The following is a 16,251-nucleotide window of genomic DNA, read 5'->3' on the forward strand; positions in this document are numbered from 1 at the left end:
GTCGTTACAGGACAGGTTGTGACGGCGACACGAAGAAGCCCCACCCCTGGGAGGCCCCCCATGACCAGCGTGACGTCCCCACTTGCCGGGCGCGCCATCGGACTCGCGGCAGTGCCCGATCCGGTGTTCTCCGGCGCAATGGTGGGTCCGGGCACCGCTATTGATCCCGTGCGTGAGCCCTCGGAGGCGGTGTCCCCCGTCGACGGTGTGGTCGTCTCCCTGCACCCGCACGCGTACGTCGTCGTCGACAGCGAAGGACACGGCGTACTCACCCACCTCGGGATCGACACCGTTCAGCTCAACGGCGAGGGCTTCGAGCTGCTCGTCAACAAGGGCGACACCGTGACCCGTGGTCAGGCCGTGATCCGCTGGAACCCGCAGGCCGTCGAAGAAGCCGGCAAGTCTCCGATCTGCCCCGTCGTGGCGCTGGAGGCCACCGCGGAGGCCCTCTCCAACGTCGTCGAGTCCGGCGACGTGAAGGCCGACGACGCACTTTTCAGCTGGCAGTGACGTGTCCGCCCGCAAGGGCGGGTCTGACATCCACCGCGGCGGCCGGGTCCGCCGCTCAATCGGAGACGGGTGAAATGGAGACAACGCTGCGAGGCGTCGGCGTGAGCCACGGTGTGGCGATCGGCGAGGTGCGGCACATGGGCACGGCGGTTCTGGAGCCGCCGGCCAAGCAGATCACCGCGGACGAGGCGGAGCGCGAACAGGGGCGCGCCCGCAAGGCCGTGGAGGCTGTGTCCGCCGACCTGATCGCGCGCGGCCAGCTGGCAGGCGGCGAGGCCCAGCACGTGCTGGAGGCCCAGGCGATGATCGCCACGGACCCCGAGCTGATGGCGGACGTCGACCGGCGCATCGCCGTCGGCAGCACGGCCGAGCGCGGTGTGTACGACGCGTTCGCCTCGTACCGCGACCTGCTCGCGGGGGCCGGGGAGTACATGGCCGGCCGGGTGGCCGACCTGGACGACGTACGGAACCGGATCGTGGCGCGGCTGCTGGGCGTGCCGATGCCGGGTGTGCCGGACAGTGACGAGCCGTACGTGCTCATCGCGCGTGACCTGGCCCCCGCGGACACCGCGCTGCTCGACCCGGCGCTGGTCCTCGGTTTCGTCACCGAGGAGGGCGGGCCGACCAGTCACAGCGCGATCCTCGCGCGGGCGCTGGGTGTGCCGGCGATCGTGGCGCTCCCGGGTGCCGGTGAGATCGCCGAGGGGACGGTCATCGCCGTCGACGGCAGCACCGGTGACCTGTTCGTCGAGCCCACCGCCGAGAAGCGGGCCGAGCTGGAGGCGTCTGCCGCCGAGCGCAAGGCCGCTCTCGCGGCCTCGTCCGGTCCGGGTGCGACGTCCGACGGCCACAAGGTGCCGCTGCTGGCGAACGTGGGCGGTCCGGCGGACGTGCCGGCGGCCGTGGAGGCCGGGGCCGAGGGCGTGGGCCTGTTCCGCACCGAGTTCCTGTTCCTGGACGACAGCAAGAAGGCGCCGTCCGAGGAGAAGCAGATCGAGTCGTACCGCAAGGTACTGGAGGCGTTCCCGGAGGGCCGGGTCGTCGTACGCGTCCTGGACGCCGGCGCCGACAAGCCGCTGGACTTCCTGACACCGGCCGACGAGCCGAATCCGGCGCTGGGCGTTCGCGGTCTGCGGTCGCTGCTGGACCACCCGGACGTGCTGCGCACGCAGCTGACCGCGCTGGCCAAGGCGGCGGAAGGCCTACCCGTCTACCTTGAGGTCATGGCCCCGATGGTGGCCGACCGGATCGACGCCCGGGCGTTCGCGGACGCGTGCCGCGCGGCCGGGCTGAAGGCGAAGTTCGGCGCGATGGTGGAGATCCCCTCCGCCGCGCTCCGGGCGCGCTCGATCCTCCAGGAGGTCGAGTTCCTGTCGCTGGGCACCAATGACCTGGCCCAGTACGCCTTCGCCGCGGACCGTCAGGTCGGTGCGGTGTCGCGGCTGCAGGACCCGTGGCAGCCGGCGCTGCTCGACCTGATCGCGATGTCGGCCGAGGCCGCCAGGGTGGAGGGCAAGAGCTGCGGCGTCTGTGGTGAGGCCGCTTCCGACCCGCTCCTGGCCTGCGTGCTGACGGGTCTGGGTGTCACCTCTCTCTCGATGGGTGCCGCTTCGATCCCGTACGTGCGGGCGACGCTCGCCAAGTACACGCTGGCCCAGTGCGAGCGTGCCGCGGCCGCGGCGCGTGCGGCGGACAGCGCCGAGGAGGCCCGCGTGGCCGCGCAGGCGGTGCTGTCCGGCGAGTAGCCGGGCAGGGGCAGGACGTGTCGATCGAGGGGCCTTCGCCGGTGGCGGGGGCCCCTCGGTCGTTTCTCCGGGCGTTCCGGGTTAGTGGTGCGGGGTGGGGTCGTCCACCTCGTATCCGGGGCAGTATTCGACGCCGGGTTCGGGGGCCACGGGGTCCCCGGTGTCGACGTCCGTGCAGTAGGCGTTGAACACGGCTGCCGCGGAGAGCGGGACCAGGCGGCCGCGGTCCAGGCGCCAGCCGTGGACCCGGTCGGGCAGGCCCTCGGTGGTGCTGCGCAGCACCAGTCCTCCGGGGCCGCCGAGGGCGAGTCCGGCGGCGAGGACGCTCACGAAGTCGAGGCTTTCGCGGCCCTCGATGCGGGCCGGTCGGTCCCGGTCCGTGGTGACCTCGGCGTGCAGGACGGCGACGAGCTGTTCGTCCTGGGTGGGGACGCTGCAGACGAGGTGGTGGTGGCCGGGGCCGGCGCCGTCGACGAGGCGGCTGAGCGTGCCGGTGGCCCGTGCGAAGGAGGCGTGGCCGATGTCCTCGCCGCAGTCGGCGCAGCTGCCGACGCCGGCGAGGAGCGTGGTCGCGTACTCCCAGGTGGCCTGGCGGACGGCCTCGTCGACGAGGAGCGGGACGAGTTCGTCGATGGGCTGGCCGGTGTAGGGCAGTACGGTGCCGGCGCCGGCCAGTTCGGCGGTGAAGCGGCTGCGGCCCTCGGAGGTGTCCGCGTCGATGCCGTGTTCCGTGCAGAACCCGGCGTACTCCTCGGGGTCGAAGAGGGCGACGCTGGTGTGGATGCCCTGGGCCGCGAGGGATCGGAGCAGGCCGTCCACGTGGCGGAGGTAGTCGGTGTAGTCGTCGTGGCGGTCGAAGGTGAAGCTGCGGTAGCCGCGCATGGCCGCGAAGTCCCCGGCGTCGGCCAGGAGGCCTACGGTGCTGGGGACTTCGCGGCGCAGCATGCGGCGCCGGGTGGTGTGACCGGCGGTGCGGCCGGTGGTGCGGCCGGTGGTGCGGCCTGCGGTCCGGCCGGGCCGGCCGGTGTGGTGGCGTGTTCGTGGCATGGCTCCCCCTGAGTGGCGCATTCGATTGCTCACTCACGGTAACCGCGACCACTGACAGTGACCTCAGTCGCGGGTGCGGGTGCGGGCCAGCTCCTCGTAGAAGTGCAGGAGGTCGATGTTGTCGACCGAGCCGGGGTTGACCGCCTTCGCCATGGGCGTGCCCTGGAGGAGGCGCTTGACCGGGACCTCGATGCGCTTGCCCGTCAGGGTGTGCGGGATCGCCGGGACCTCGATGACCTCGTCGGGGACGTGCCGCGGGGAGAGCTCCTCCCGGATCGTCGTCTTGATGCGTCCGCGCAGGTCGTCGTCGAGGGTCGCACCGGGGGCGAGGTGGACGAACAGCGGCATCCAGTAGCCCCCGTTCGGCTCCTCCAGGCCGATGACCAGGGACTCCTTGATCTCGGGGAGGCGTTCGACGGCCTCGTAGATGTCGGCGGAGCCCATCCGGACGCCCTGTCGGTTCAGGGTGGAGTCGGAGCGCCCGTGGATGACGACGGAGCCGTGGTCGGTGATCGTGATCCAGTCCCCGTGGCGCCAGATGCCGGGGAACATCTCGAAGTAGCTGTCGCGGTAGCGGCTGCCGTCCTCGTCGTTCCAGAACCGGATCGGCATGGACGGCATCGGGTTGGTGACGACCAGCTCGCCGACTTCCCCGGTCAGCGGCTTGCCGGACGGGTCCCAGGACTGGAGGTCGGTGCCGAGGCAGGCGGCCTGGAGCTCGCCGATGTGGACGGGGAGGGTGGGGACGGCGCCGGCGAAGCAGCTGCAGACGTCGGTGCCGCCGCTGACGGAGGCGATCCACAGGTCCTCGGCCACCTCGTCGTGGAGCCAGCGGAAGCCGTCGGGCGGCAGCGGCGAGCCCGTGGTGGCCACGCACTTCAGGGCGGACAGGTCGAAGTCGCGCGCGGGGTGGACGTCGGCCTTGCCGCAGGCCATGACGTACGCGGCGGAGGTCCCGTACAGGGTGGCCCCGGTCCGCTCGGCGATCCGCCACTGGGCCCCGGTGTCGGGGTAGCCCGGGCTGCCGTCGTACAGGACGACCGTCGTACCGGTGAGCAGGCCGGAGACGAGGAAGTTCCACATCATCCAGCCGGTCGAGGTGTACCAGAAGAACCGGTCCTCGGGGCCGAGGTCGCAGTGCAGGCCGAGCTGCTTGAGGTGCTCCAGCAGGATGCCGCCCTGGGACTGCACGATCGCCTTGGGCAGGCCCGTCGTACCGGAGGAGTAGAGCACCCAGAGCGGGTGGTCGAACGGGACCGGCTCGAAGACCGGCTCGACGTCGCCGGAGGTCAGGTCCGACCAGGCGAGGGCGCCTTCGGGGGCCGGCGTACCGAGCAGCGGGATGTGGACGACGGCGCGCAGCGAGGGGAGTTCGGCGCGCAGTTCGGCGACGGTGTCGCGGCGGTCGTGCTCCTTGCCGCCGTAGCGGTAGCCGTCGACGGTGAACAGGACCACCGGCTCGACCTGCTGGAAGCGGTCGAGGACGCTGCGGGCGCCGAAATCGGGGGCGCAGGAGGTCCACACCGCGCCGACGGCGGCGGTGGCGAGGAGCGCGGTGACGGCCTCGGGGATGTTGGGGAGGTAGCCGCTCACCCGGTCGCCGGGGCGTACGCCGAGGGCGCGCAGCTCGGCGGCGAGTGCGCCGACCTGGCGGCGGAGGGCGGCCCAGGTGACGGGGGTGGCCTCGTGGGTCTCGTCCACGTAGAGCAGGGCGGCGTCATCGGCGCGCGCCGGGTCCTCGCCGGCCCGCAGGGCGTGCTCGGCGTAGTTGAGGGTGGCGCCGGTGAACCAGTGCGCGCCCGGCATGGTGCGCTCCGTGAGGACGGACTGGTACGGGGTGGTGAACCGGACGTCGAACCATTCGGCGACGGCCTGCCAGAACGTGTCGAGCTCGTCGACGGACCACTGGTGCAGGGCGGGGTAGCCACCGTCCGCCGGGGCTCCGAACCGCTCCGCGGCCCAGGCCTGGAAGGCGGTGATGCGGGCCGCGGCGATCCGCTCGGGGCTCGGGGACCAGAGGGGTTCCGGCTGGGTGGCTGAGGTCATGGGTCGGCTCCCGGTCAAGTCTGCGGCGCGCGCGTGGTGTGCGTGGGTGTGTGCGGTGCCGTTCGCGCGATGGGTGTGCGCGGCGGCTCACAGGGACCATGCCATGTGATCTACCTCTGCACCAGGGGCCTCATGGACGAGTGAACGGAAGTTGAACGCCGCCCGCTCCCCGGGCGGCCGGTGGCAGGGTGAACAGCATGAACGGTCGTGATCTGGTGCGTGCGGTGAAAGAGATCGGTACGGAGCGCGGGCGGCGCGCGTGGCGCACGGCCTTGCGCAACCGGCGCGCGGACGCGGTGGGGCTCCCGCGCCGGGGCGCGGAACGGGCCCGCGTGCCGGGCCTGCTGACCGGTACGGAACCGCGGCCGGGCGGCGGGGTGCTGCGGTTCACCCGCTCGGAGCTGCTCGTACGGGTCACGGCGGGCGGCGCGGTGTTCTGGGGCTGGGACGGGGCCGGACCCACGCCCTCGTACGCGCTGGTCGGCAGCGGGCCGGAGCCCGACCCGCGGGCCGTGCTGGAACCGGACACCGGCGGCGGCTGGCGGGTGGTGTCGGAGCGGGTGACGGTGGCGGTGTCCCGGCACGGGGCGGTCGAGGTGCGCACCCCGGGCGGGACGGTGCTGCGCCGGGAGTTACCTCCGCGCTGGTGGGAACCGGCGGAGCCGCCCGCGGGGGAGCCGGTCGAGCCGCGGTGGCTCCAGCGTGCCGAGGTGCCGGCGGACGCCAGGTTCTTCGGGCTGGGCGGTCGGGCCGCCGGGCCGCGGCTGCGGGACGGGGTGTACCGGCTGTGGAACACGGATCCCAAGGGCGGCTTCGGACCAGGTGACGACCCGCTGTACATCACGATGCCCGTGCAGATGGTGGTCGCGGACGCGGGGACGCACCTGGTGTTCCACGACAACTCCTGGGACGGCCGGGTGGCGCTGCGCGAGGGCGAGGAGGGCGCCGGGTCGGGCGCGGACCGGCCGGGGACGAGCGAGCTGCGCATGGAGGGCGGGCCGCTGCGCTGCTGGGTACTGGTGGGGACGCCGGCCCGGGTGCTGCAGGGCTGGTCGGGTCTGACCGGCGGGGCCGCCGTACCGCCCGAATGGGCGCTCGGGTACCAGCACGCGCGGTGGGGGTTCGGGAGCGCGCAGGAGGTGCGGCGGGTGGTGGCGGGCTATGCCGCGCGCGGGCTCCCGCTGTCGGCCGTGCACCTGGACATCGACCACTACGACGAGCACCGTGTGTTCACGGTGGACGAGGAGCGGTTCCCGGATCTGCCGGGGCTGGCGCGGGAGCTGGCGGAGCAGGGCGTGCGGCTCGTCTCGATCGTCGACCCGGCGGTGAAGACGGGCGACGCCGTCCACGCTTCGGGCCTGGCGGTGGGGGCGGGCGGGGCCTTCGTGCGGGACGGCCGGGGGCAGGAGGTGCGGGGCGAGGTCTGGCCCGGCGAGTGCGCGTACCCGGACTTCACGGATCCGGCGGTGCGCACCTGGTGGGGCGGGCTGTACGCGGAACGGCTGGAGCAGGGCTTCGCCGGGGTGTGGCACGACATGAACGAGCCGGTGTCCTTCGCCCCGTTCGGGGAGATGACACTGCCCCGTTCCGCGCGGCACGCGATGGACGGGGCCGGCGGGGACCACCGGGCCGCCCACAACGTGTACGCGCTCGGGATGGCGCGGGCGGGCTGGGAGGGGCTGGTCCGGCTGCGGCCGGCGGAGCGGCCGTTCCTGTTCTCCCGGTCGGGGTGGGCGGGGATGCAGAGGTACGGGGGAACCTGGTCCGGGGACGTGGAGACCGGCTGGGAGGGACTGCGGGCCTCGCTGTCGCTGGTGCTGGGGCTCGGCCTGTGCGGGGTGCCGTACTCGGGCCCCGACGTCGGCGGTTTCGGGGGCTCCCCCTCGCCGGAGCTGTATCTACGGTGGCTCCAGCTGGGGTCGTACCTGCCGCTGTTCCGGACCCACTCGGCGATCTGGGCGGGGCGGCGGGAGCCGTGGGAGTTCGGGCCGGAGGCGGAGGAGGCGGCGCGGGCCGTGCTGGCGGAGCGGGAGCGGCTGCGGCCGTACTTCCTGACGCTGGCCCAGCTGGCGCGGCGGACGGGAGCCCCGTACGTGCGGCCGCTGTGGTGGGGGGCGCCGGAAGACCGGGCGCTGCGGGACTGCGAGGACGCGTTCCTGCTCGGCGACGCGCTGCTGGTGGCGCCGGTGCTGGAGTGCGGGGCGGACCGGCGGGCGGTCCGGCTGCCCCGGGGCCGGTGGTACGACACCGCGACCGGGACGGCGTACGAGGGCCCCGGGCAGATCCTGCTGGACGCCCCGCCGGGGCGGATCCCGGTACTGGCCCGGGCGGGGGCGGTGCTGCCGGTGCGTCGGCCGGGTGAGGAGGGGATGGCCCTGGAGGCGTGGGCTCCGGCGCGCGGGCGCACGGGCGGCGGGGTGGTGATCCGGGATCCGGGGCCGGGGTTCGAAGCGGGCGAGGTCGAGCGGTACACGGTGCGGTGGGTGGAGGACGCGGTGGTGGTGGAGGACGAGGCGGGCGGGCCGGTGCAGGGGGTGGAGGTACGGGGACTCGGGCCCCTGCACGGGCACGGCCTGCGGGAACGCGCGCCGGGGCGGCTTCCGGGACGGATCTAGCTCCGGGCTCCGGGCTCCGGCCGACGGCGCGGGCGGTGGTGGCTGCCGTGGCGGCGGTGGCCGCCGTCGCGGCGGTGTGCCGTCGCGGCGGTGGCGTTCGTCATGGCTCCGGGAGTGCGAGCGGCAGGCCGTCAGGCTCCGTAGCGGCCCGCGAACCACGTGGCCGCGGCCCGGGTGTGGAGCGGGAACGCCAGTTCCGTCGGGGTGCGCAGCACGTGCCAGCCCGTGGTCTCGTCCGTGGGGGTCGACGGCGGGAGGGATGCCGCCGGGCGGATCGGCAGGAGGCCGAAGAGCAACAGGTGGCCCGCCGGGGAGCTCATGGCGTCCGCCAGGACGACCTCCGTTGCCGGGGCGTGGATGCCGGTCTCCTCGCGCAGCTCGCGGACGACCGCGTCGCGCCAGTCCTCATCGAAGTCCATGAAGCCGCCGGGCAGGGCGATGCCCCCGAGGGCCGGCTCGATGGTGCGGGTGATGACCACCAGCCCGGTGCCCGCCTCGTCCTCGACCGGGAGCAGTGCGACGCCCACCGGGAGCGGGTTGCGGTAGGTGACGGCGCCGCACGAGGCGCACGTACGGGGCCAAGCGGTCGTGTCGAACAGTGATCCACACGTGGAGCAGTGCGAGTCCCTCGGCTGTGCCTGCATGCCGCGATGGTATGCCAAGGGGTATGAGGGTGCTTGGAGTTGCGGGAGTTGCCTGGGTGGTGGGCTGTGCGGCGCTGCTCGGCGGCGGTGCGGGTCCGGATGCGGGTGCCCGTTCGGCGCCGCGCGCGTTCGTGGCGCTGACCGAGGTCGATCCCACCGTCGGGCAGGACATCAGGTACGCCACCGCCCACAATTTCACCGGTGCGGTCGTGGACGGGTACGAGGAGCCCGTCTGCCTGCTCGCCCGCCCGGCGGCCGAGGCGTTGCGCGCCGCCCAGCGGGAGCTGTTGCCGCGCGGGTACTCGCTGACGGTGTACGACTGTTACCGGCCGCAGCGCGCGGTGGACCGCTTCGTACGGTGGGCGGCGGACGGGCAGGACCAGGCCACGAAGGCGGAGTTCTACCCGGACGTCGACAAGGCGCGGCTGATTCCCGACGGGTACATCGCCGAGAAGTCCGGGCACAGCCGCGGGAGCACCGTCGACGTGACCCTGGTGCGGCTGCCGCTGCGCCGGCCCGTCGACATGGGGACCGCGTTCGACCGCTTCGATCCGCTCTCGCACACCGACGCCCCTGGAATCGCGGAGGCCGCCCGGGCCAACCGGGACCTGCTCCGGGGGGCGCTCTCCGCGCAGGGGTTCGTGAACCTGCCCGAGGAGTGGTGGCACTTCACGTTCGAACCCGAGGCATTTGCGGATTCCTCCTTCGACTTCCCGGTCGCTGTCGCCTCGGTACGGCCGTGAGTACCGTGCCCGCATGACATTCAGTTCGTACGAAGAATTCTGGCCGTACTACGTCGCCATGCACTCCCGCGCCGCCACCCGCTGGGTCCACCTCACCGGCACCTTGACCGGGCTCGCCCTCACCGCGTACGGCCTGGCGCGCGGCCGCCGGCGCTACCTCGCCGCGCTCCCCCTCATCGGGTACGGGACGGCCTGGCCCGCGCACTTCCTGATCGAGAAGAACAACCCGGCGACGTTCGGGCACCCCGGCTGGTCACTGCGCGGGGACGCACAGATGATCCGGATGATGCTGGCCGGGCGCGACGCGGAGCTGGCCGGGATCGCGCAGAAGTGGCTCGCCGAGAACCGGTGACCCGTACCGCCCTCCCGTGGCAGACTCCTGACGACTCGTCAGATAGTCAGTCACATGCCAGTGCTCGGGAGGGGTCTTGGAACGCACACGTACACCCGTCGTGAACGGGTGGTTCACCGACGCGGGCGCGGAGGGCGGATTCCGCCTGCTCGGCACCCGCTGCTCCGCCTGCACCGCGGTGTTCTTCCCCCGCGAGGACGCCCACTGCCGCAACCCGCACTGCCCCGGCGACGGCCTGCTCGCCGAGGTACCGCTGTCCCCGCGGGGCCGGGTGTGGTCCTACACCGACGGGCGGTACCGGCCGCCCGCGCCGTACGTGTCCGACCCGGACGCGCCCTGGGAGCCGTACACCCTGGTCGCGGTGGAGCTGGAGGCCGAGGGGATGGTCGTGCTCGGGCAGGCCGCCGACGGGGTCAGCGTCGCCGACCTGGCGGTCGGGATGGAGGTCGAGGTGGTCGGCGGTGTGCTGAACGAGGACGCCGGGACCGTCTGGACCACCTGGCGGTTCCGGCCCGTGGGGGTGGACGAGTGAGCGCCGCCGTCGCCGACATCGCCGTCCTCGGGGCCGGGATGCACCCCTGGGGCAAATGGGGCCGCAGCTTCGTCGAGTACGGGCGGGCCGCGGCGCGGACCGCCCTCGCCGACGCCGGCCTGGAATGGACCGACGTCCAGTCGATCGTCGGCGCCGACACCGTGCGCGCCGGATACCCCGGCTATGTGGCCGGAGCGACCTTCGCCCAGGCCCTCGGCTGGCAGGGCGCCCGCGTGACCAGCGTGTACGCGGCCTGCGCCTCCGGGGCCCAGGCCATCGGTGCTGCGCGGGCGCAGATCCTGGCCGGGCTGGCCGACGTCGTCCTGGTGGTCGGCGCGGACGCGGCGCCCAAGGGGTTCTTCGCGCCGGCGGGCGGGAACCGGCCGGACGATCCGGACTGGCTGCGGTTCCGCGTGCTGGGCGCTACGAACCCCGCGTACTTCGCCCTCTACGCCCGCCGCCGGATGGCCGTGTACGGGGACACCCCGGAGGACTTCGCCCTGGTGAAGGTCAAGAACGCCGCGGCCGGCGCCCTCAACCCGCACGCCCGCTACCGCAAGGCGGTCACGGCCGAGGAGGTCGCCCGCTCGGCGGTCGTCGCCGATCCCCTGCGGTTGCTCGACATCTGCGCCACCTCGGACGGGGGCGCCGCCCTGGTACTGACCAGCATGGACTTCGCGCGCTCGCGCGGGGTCACCGATCCGGTGCGGATCCGGGCCGTGTCGACGGTGACCCCGACGTACCCCCGTTCCGTCCTCGACCTCCCGGACATCGCCACCGACTCGCTGACCGCCGTGGGGCCGGCGGCGGGCTCGTTCCGGGCTTCGATCGCCCGGGCCGCGTACGAGGAGGCCGGAGTCGGACCCGGGGACCTCTCGCTCGCCGAGGTGTACGACCTCTCCACCGCCCTGGAGCTGGAGTGGTACGAGGACATCGGCCTGTGCGCCGGGGGCGAGGGGGCCAAGCTCGTGCGGGAGGGCGCGACGGCGCTCGGCGGGCGCGTACCGGTGAACGCCAGCGGTGGCCTCGCCTCCTTCGGGGAGGCGGTCCCGGCGCAGGCCATCGCCCAGGTGTGCGAGCTGACCTGGCAGTTGCGCGGTACGGCCGGGGACCGGCAGGTGCCGGGGGCCCGCGCCGGGATCACTGCGAACCAGGGGCTGTTCGGGCACGGATCGGCCGTCGTCGCGGTGCGCTGACGACGGCCGGGCGGTGCTGGCGGCGGCTGCGCCGGGGGGACCCGGCCAGCGGCGCCGGGGTGACGACGGCGGCCGGGCACGGATCCTGAACAGGTGCTGCTGTCCGAACGCTTGACGGCCCCCGGCGGCAGGTTCACACTCGCTCCACAGCCTCCCGCCGCGTACGACGCCGCGACCGGGGCCCACCGTCCCCCCATGAGAGCTGCGGCCCGTACCCCAGTCGGCGGGGGTACGGGCCGCCTCCTGTTGCGAGGGTGCCGGGGCCGGGGTCCCGCAGCGGTCAGGTCCCGGTGGTCAGGCTGCGGCGCCGCGCCCGGGCCAGCGACATCGCGTGCTCCACGACCCCGACGAGCACGTCCTTCACGGACTCCCGGTCCCGGGCGTCGCACAGCAGCACCGGTACCCCGGGATCGAGGTCCAGCGCCTCCCGCACGGTCACCACCGGATGGCGTTCCGCCCCGTCGAAGCAGTTGACGGCGACCACGAACGGGATCCCCCGCCGCTCGAAGTAGTCGACGGCGGCGAAGCAGTCGGCGAGGCGGCGGGTGTCGGCGAGGACCACCGCTCCGAGCGAGCCCTGGGCCAGCTCGTCCCACAGGAACCAGAAACGGTCCTGTCCGGGGGTGCCGAAGAGGTACAGCACCAGGTCCTCGCGCAGCGTGATGCGACCGAAGTCCATCGCCACGGTGGTGGTGCTCTTGCCCTCCACTCCCCCGGTGTCGTCGATGCCGACGCCCGGTTCGGACAGGAGTTCCTCGGTCCGCAGCGGTCTGATCTCGCTCACCGCACTGACCAGGGTGGTCTTGCCCACCCCGAAGCCGCCCGCGACCAAGATCTTTAGGGTCAGCGGCTCGACCGGTGACACGGCGTGCATGGCACCGGTACGGCTAGAGCGCCCGAAGGCCATCGATCACCTCACGCAGAATGGATTCATCGGGCAGTTCGGCCGGCGGTACCGGCCGGGTCACATGGACCAGTTCCTCTTCGGCCAGGTCGCCGATGAGGACGCGTACGACCCCGACCGCGAGGTCGAGTTCGGCGGCGAGCTCGGCGACCGACTGCGGCCGCTCCCGGCACAGCCCGAGGATGTGGGAGTGCTCCGGGGACAGCGTCATGTCCCAGACCGGATCGTCGGCCGCCGGTTCGGCGACGACGAGCGCGATCAGGTCGAGCCTGTGCTGGCCGGCGTGGCTGGTCCGGCCGCGGGTCATGGCGTACGGGCGTACGACGGGACCCGCGTCGTCGTCGAACCAGTGCGGGTGGACGCCCGCCGGGGGCACCCCCGGGGCACCCGCGGGATGGTCCTGGCGGTTCTGGCCTGGTTCGCTCATCCCGTCCGCCTCACCCTCCGGCTGGCTGCCCGGAGCGGGGAGCGGTCGCCAGGTGGTCACCGACCCGCTTGACCATCAGGGTCATCTCGTACGCGACCTGCCCGACGTCGGAGTCGGCGTCGGACAGCACGGCCAGGCAGCTGCCGTCGCCTGCGGCCATGACGAAGAGGAAGGCCTCGTCCAGCTCGACCACGGTCTGGCGGACGCTGCCCGACTCGAAGTGCCGGCCGACGCCCTTGGCCAGGCTGTGGAAGCCGGAGGCCACGGCAGCCAGGTGCTCGCTGTCCTCGCGGGTCAGGTCCTTCGAGCTGCCGGTGGGCAGACCGTCGCCGGAGAGGACCACCGCCTTGCGGATGCTGGCGACCCGGTCGACGAGCTCGTCGAGGAGCCAGTTGAGCGGACCGGAGCCGCGGCCCCGGGTGTCGTTGCCGGTCTGCGGTGCGGTCATCGACCGTCCCCCTCGTTCTCGTATCCGGAACCCGTGGTGGCGGAAGTGCCTGCCCCGGAACCGGACTGCTGCTGTACCTGCTGTGCCTGCTGTGCCTGCTGTTCGCGGCCCGCCGTCCAGCCGCGCTGGAGTGCGGACATGCGCGTACGTACCTCTTCCGCGTCGCGGTGGGCCACCGGGTCTGCGGCGGCTTCGGCGGGCGCGGGAGCCGGGGTCTGCTTCAACTGGGGCGCCAGGCTGGCCTGGCGGACGCGCTTGGGCAGCCCGCCGGTGCCATGGACGGCAACGGCCCCGCCGGACCCGGCGGGCGCTGCGGCGCCGCGCGCAGTGCCCGGCTCCGGCGCCGGAGCGGGCTTCGGGACCGCGGACACCGGGCGGGGCTCCACGCGGCGGCCGTGTTCGGCGACCAGCGTCGGGGTGGGCCTGCGGCGCGGCAGCGGCACGGCACCCGGGGACCGGGACCCGTCCGGGCGGGCACTGCGGACCGCGTCGGGCCGGTGGCTGTCCAGCCGCACCGGGCCGGTGGGGGCGGGCGGCTCCCGGTCCGGCCCGCCCTTGCGGTCGGTGTGGGGCCGGTCCGCGGGGCGGAGCCCCAGCAGGGCGCTGCGCGAGGTGCCGTTGGGCGGGGTCTCGTCGTCGAGGGTGGCCATGGCCGGGCGGCCGCCCACGCCGGTGAGTCCGGAGATCCCGGCGGTGACCTCGTCCAGGGCGGCCGGGTCGTCGAGGCCGAGCACGCCGAGCGGGGCCTCCAGTTCGACCGGGCCGCGCAGTTCGGGGGCGGCCAGCGGACGGGCGGCCGGTGCGCGCTCCACTGCGGCCGGGGCGTGCCTGGCGGGGCCCTGGCCGTTCCTGGCGCCCTGGCCGGCCCGGACCGCCTTGCCGTCGCCGAGGCGCAGGCCGGTGCCGCTGGTCTCGGGGGCCTCGGTGAGCAGGGCCGCCGGGAGGAACACGACGGCGGTGGTGCCGCCGTACGGGCTGGGCTGGAGGACGACCTTGACGGCGTGGCGCTGCGCGAGGCGGCTGACGACGAACAGGCCGAGTCGGTCGGTGTCGGAGAGCTCGAACTCGGGGGTCTCGGCGAGCCGGAGGTTCGCGTCGAGCAGTGCCTCCGGGTTCATGCCGAGGCCGCGGTCGTGGATTTCGAGGGTGAAGCCGTTGGCCACGCGTTCGCCGTGCACCTGGACGCCGGTGTGCGGCGGGGAGAACACGGTGGCGTTCTCCAGGAGTTCGGCGACGAGATGGGTGACGTCGGCGACGGCGGGGCCGGCTATGCCCAGGCGCGGCAGGCGGCGTACCTCGATGCGCTCGTAGTCCTCGACCTCGGCGACGGCGGCCCGCACGACGTCCATGAGCTGGACGGGCTTGCGCCACTGCCGGGAGGGGGCCGCGCCGGAGAGGATCACGAGGCCCTCCGCGTGGCGGCGCATGCGGGTGGTCATGTGGTCGAGGCGGAAGAGGTCGGCGAGCTCCTCGGCGTCCTCGGTGCGCCGCTCCATGGTGTCGAGCAGGGTCAGCTGGCGGTGCAGCAGGACCTGGTTGCGGCGGGCCAGGTTGACGAAGACCTCGGAGACGCCGCGGCGGAGCTCGGCCTGCTTGACGGCGGCTTCGACGGCGGCGCGCTGGAGGGTGTTGAGGGCCTGGCCGACCTGGCCGACCTCGTCCTTCTCGTACTCCAGGCGCGGGGCCTCGGTTTCGACGTCCACGTGTTCGCCGGCGGCGAGGCGGCGCATCACGGCGGGCAGCCGGACGCCGGACACCTCGTGGGCCTCCTTGCGGAGCCGGGACAGGTCGCGGATCAGCTCGCGGCCGATGCGCACGGACAGGACGAGGGAGACGACGAGGGCGATGAAGCCGAGGACTCCGGCGATGGCCGCCTGGACGAGGACGTCCATGGCGACGGGCTCGACGCGCTTTTGGTAGCGGTCGCCGGCGGCGGTGCCCATCGTGGCGAGGTCGTCGAGGACCTTGTTCGCGGCCTCGTCCCACTGGGCGGCGGCGATGCGCGGGTTCTTGCCGGGGCCGCCGCTGACGAACCGTTCCTCCGCGTCGCGCAGCGGCTTGGTCTCCGGGCTGCTCCAGTACTGCTCGAAGAGCTCCCGGTCGTCGGCCGGAAGGATCGCGAGGTTGAACTCGTAGAGCAGGGTGCGGTTGGCGGCGAGGTCGGAGACGCGCCGGACGTCCGCGGCGCTGACGTTGCGGGCGGCGAGGGCCGCGGCGATGACGGCGTCCTCGCGGGAGAGGGTCTCGCGGGCACGGGTGATCCCGACGAGGGCGCGGCCCTGCTTGTCCATCTCCACGTTCTCCAGCGCGTGGAGGTTCATGAGGAAGTCGTAGCAGGGGTCGACGAGCCGGCTGTAGAGCTCCAGCGCCTGGCTCGGGTCGAGGGTGTTCTGGTCGACGGAGCGGCGCAGCGCGCCGATGCCGCGGAAGGCGTCGAGGATGGAGTCGAGGCGCTGGGCGGCGGCGGAGGTGAGCTCTTCGGCGACCTCGGGGTCCTTGGCGTTCTTGCTGATCCGGTCGACGATCTCGTCGGTGGCGGCGCGGCGCTTGGCGAGTTCGGCGGTGGCGGTGGAGGCGCGGGGGTCGCCGAGGACGACGAGGGTCTGGCGGCGTTCCTTCTGGATGACGCGGACGACGTCCTCGACGGGGTAGCCGACCTTGTTGATGACGTAGGCGACGTCGAGGAGTTGGACCGCCTCGCGGCCGGTGAGCACGGTCGCGAAGCCCCAGAGGGCGGTGAGGGAGACGAGCGGCACAAGGAGCAACGCCACGATCTTCCGGCGGATGGACTTCCCGCGAAAGCGCATGGCCTCCCCAGCCTCCCCCAGCTCAACCCCGCTGTCGGGGGTCGGTGTTCCGTCATTTAAACGGCGTGAGCCTACTACTGCCCGCGCGCGGCTTCGAAGGCGTGTCCGGACGTTTTCGGCCGGGCCGCTCGGCGTAGATCATGAGTTGTCCGACACATCCGGTCAAGAGCAGCCCGTTATGTGGCAGATGACACTTGGTGGGGCGTCAGTTCCCGCAACCGGATGGATGGCTGGA

The 16,251-nt window shown here is 73.4% G+C and carries 14 protein-coding genes; 7 read left to right on the forward strand and 7 right to left on the reverse strand.

Annotated elements, in window-relative coordinates; translation table 11 throughout:
* Positions 1 to 60: 60 nt before the first annotated feature.
* Complete coding sequence (locus OHA65_RS07665) at positions 61 to 510, forward strand: PTS glucose transporter subunit IIA (protein WP_327282371.1); 450 nt, start codon at positions 61 to 63, stop codon at positions 508 to 510.
* A 74-nt stretch (positions 511 to 584) separates the two neighbouring features.
* Positions 585 to 2,255, forward strand: a complete 1,671-nt coding sequence (gene ptsP, locus OHA65_RS07670) for a phosphoenolpyruvate--protein phosphotransferase (RefSeq protein WP_405761616.1) — start codon at positions 585 to 587, stop codon at positions 2,253 to 2,255.
* Positions 2,256 to 2,336: 81 nt separating this feature from the next.
* On the opposite strand, the gene OHA65_RS07675 is transcribed toward ptsP, so the two are convergent.
* Both OHA65_RS07675 and OHA65_RS07680 read right to left on the reverse strand, forming a co-directional pair.
* Complete coding sequence (locus OHA65_RS07675; RefSeq protein ID WP_405761619.1) at positions 2,337 to 3,302, reverse strand: hypothetical protein; 966 nt, start codon at positions 3,300 to 3,302, stop codon at positions 2,337 to 2,339.
* Between the two features lie 63 nt (positions 3,303 to 3,365).
* Positions 3,366 to 5,348 carry an acetoacetate--CoA ligase gene (locus tag OHA65_RS07680; RefSeq protein ID WP_327282373.1) on the reverse strand — a complete coding sequence of 661 codons (1,983 nt, stop codon included), beginning with the start codon at positions 5,346 to 5,348 and terminating at the stop codon, positions 3,366 to 3,368.
* A 197-nt stretch (positions 5,349 to 5,545) separates the two neighbouring features.
* Here OHA65_RS07680 and OHA65_RS07685 point away from each other — a divergent pair, with 197 nt between their 5' ends.
* Entirely contained in the window at positions 5,546 to 7,963 is a 2,418-nt protein-coding gene (locus OHA65_RS07685) for a glycoside hydrolase family 31 protein (protein ID WP_328762080.1), read from the forward strand.
* Between the two features lie 131 nt (positions 7,964 to 8,094).
* Here OHA65_RS07685 and OHA65_RS07690 read toward each other — a convergent pair whose 3' ends face one another.
* Positions 8,095 to 8,607, reverse strand: a complete 513-nt coding sequence (locus tag OHA65_RS07690; protein WP_327282376.1) for an NUDIX domain-containing protein — start codon at positions 8,605 to 8,607, stop codon at positions 8,095 to 8,097.
* 23 nt (positions 8,608 to 8,630) lie between these two features.
* On the opposite strand from OHA65_RS07690, the gene OHA65_RS07695 reads away from it, so the two are divergent.
* The 4 genes from OHA65_RS07695 (at position 8,631) to OHA65_RS07710 (ending at position 11,430) form a co-directional block, all read left to right on the forward strand.
* Positions 8,631 to 9,350, forward strand: coding sequence for a M15 family metallopeptidase (locus tag OHA65_RS07695; RefSeq protein ID WP_327282377.1), 720 nt, complete (start codon positions 8,631 to 8,633; stop codon positions 9,348 to 9,350).
* Positions 9,351 to 9,363: 13 nt separating this feature from the next.
* Positions 9,364 to 9,702 carry a DUF962 domain-containing protein gene (locus OHA65_RS07700; RefSeq protein ID WP_327282378.1) on the forward strand — a complete coding sequence of 113 codons (339 nt, stop codon included), beginning with the start codon at positions 9,364 to 9,366 and terminating at the stop codon, positions 9,700 to 9,702.
* Positions 9,703 to 9,778: 76 nt separating this feature from the next.
* Positions 9,779 to 10,234 (forward strand): Zn-ribbon domain-containing OB-fold protein, encoded by a 456-nt coding sequence (locus OHA65_RS07705; RefSeq protein WP_371646246.1) that lies wholly within the window; start codon positions 9,779 to 9,781, stop codon positions 10,232 to 10,234.
* The gene (locus OHA65_RS07710; protein WP_328762085.1) at positions 10,231 to 11,430 is read left to right on the forward strand and encodes a lipid-transfer protein; all 1,200 of its coding nucleotides are present in this window, start codon (positions 10,231 to 10,233) and stop codon (positions 11,428 to 11,430) included. The genes OHA65_RS07705 and OHA65_RS07710 overlap by 4 nt, the downstream gene beginning before the upstream one ends.
* A 280-nt stretch (positions 11,431 to 11,710) precedes the next feature.
* Here the strand turns inward: OHA65_RS07710 and OHA65_RS07715 are convergent, their stop codons facing one another.
* Genes OHA65_RS07715 through OHA65_RS07730 form a run of 4 tightly spaced genes read right to left on the reverse strand, consistent with a single transcriptional unit; the run spans position 11,711 to position 16,016 of the window.
* Positions 11,711 to 12,337, reverse strand: coding sequence for an ATP/GTP-binding protein (locus OHA65_RS07715; protein ID WP_327282380.1), 627 nt, complete (start codon positions 12,335 to 12,337; stop codon positions 11,711 to 11,713).
* Positions 12,318 to 12,761, reverse strand: coding sequence for a DUF742 domain-containing protein (locus OHA65_RS07720; RefSeq protein WP_327282381.1), 444 nt, complete (start codon positions 12,759 to 12,761; stop codon positions 12,318 to 12,320). Before OHA65_RS07720 ends, OHA65_RS07715 begins: the two co-directional genes overlap by 20 nt.
* A gap of 10 nt (positions 12,762 to 12,771) precedes the next feature.
* Positions 12,772 to 13,209, reverse strand: a complete 438-nt coding sequence (locus OHA65_RS07725) for a roadblock/LC7 domain-containing protein (RefSeq protein ID WP_327282382.1) — start codon at positions 13,207 to 13,209, stop codon at positions 12,772 to 12,774.
* On the reverse strand, positions 13,206 to 16,016 hold the full coding sequence (locus OHA65_RS07730; RefSeq protein WP_328762088.1) for a nitrate- and nitrite sensing domain-containing protein: 2,811 nt from the start codon (positions 16,014 to 16,016) through the stop codon (positions 13,206 to 13,208). The genes OHA65_RS07725 and OHA65_RS07730 overlap by 4 nt, the downstream gene beginning before the upstream one ends.
* Positions 16,017 to 16,251: the final 235 nt, after the last annotated feature.

The sequence above is a fragment of the Streptomyces sp. NBC_00045 genome, from assembly GCF_045041095.1.
In the GTDB taxonomy this organism is placed as follows: Bacteria; Actinomycetota; Actinomycetes; order Streptomycetales; family Streptomycetaceae; genus Streptomyces.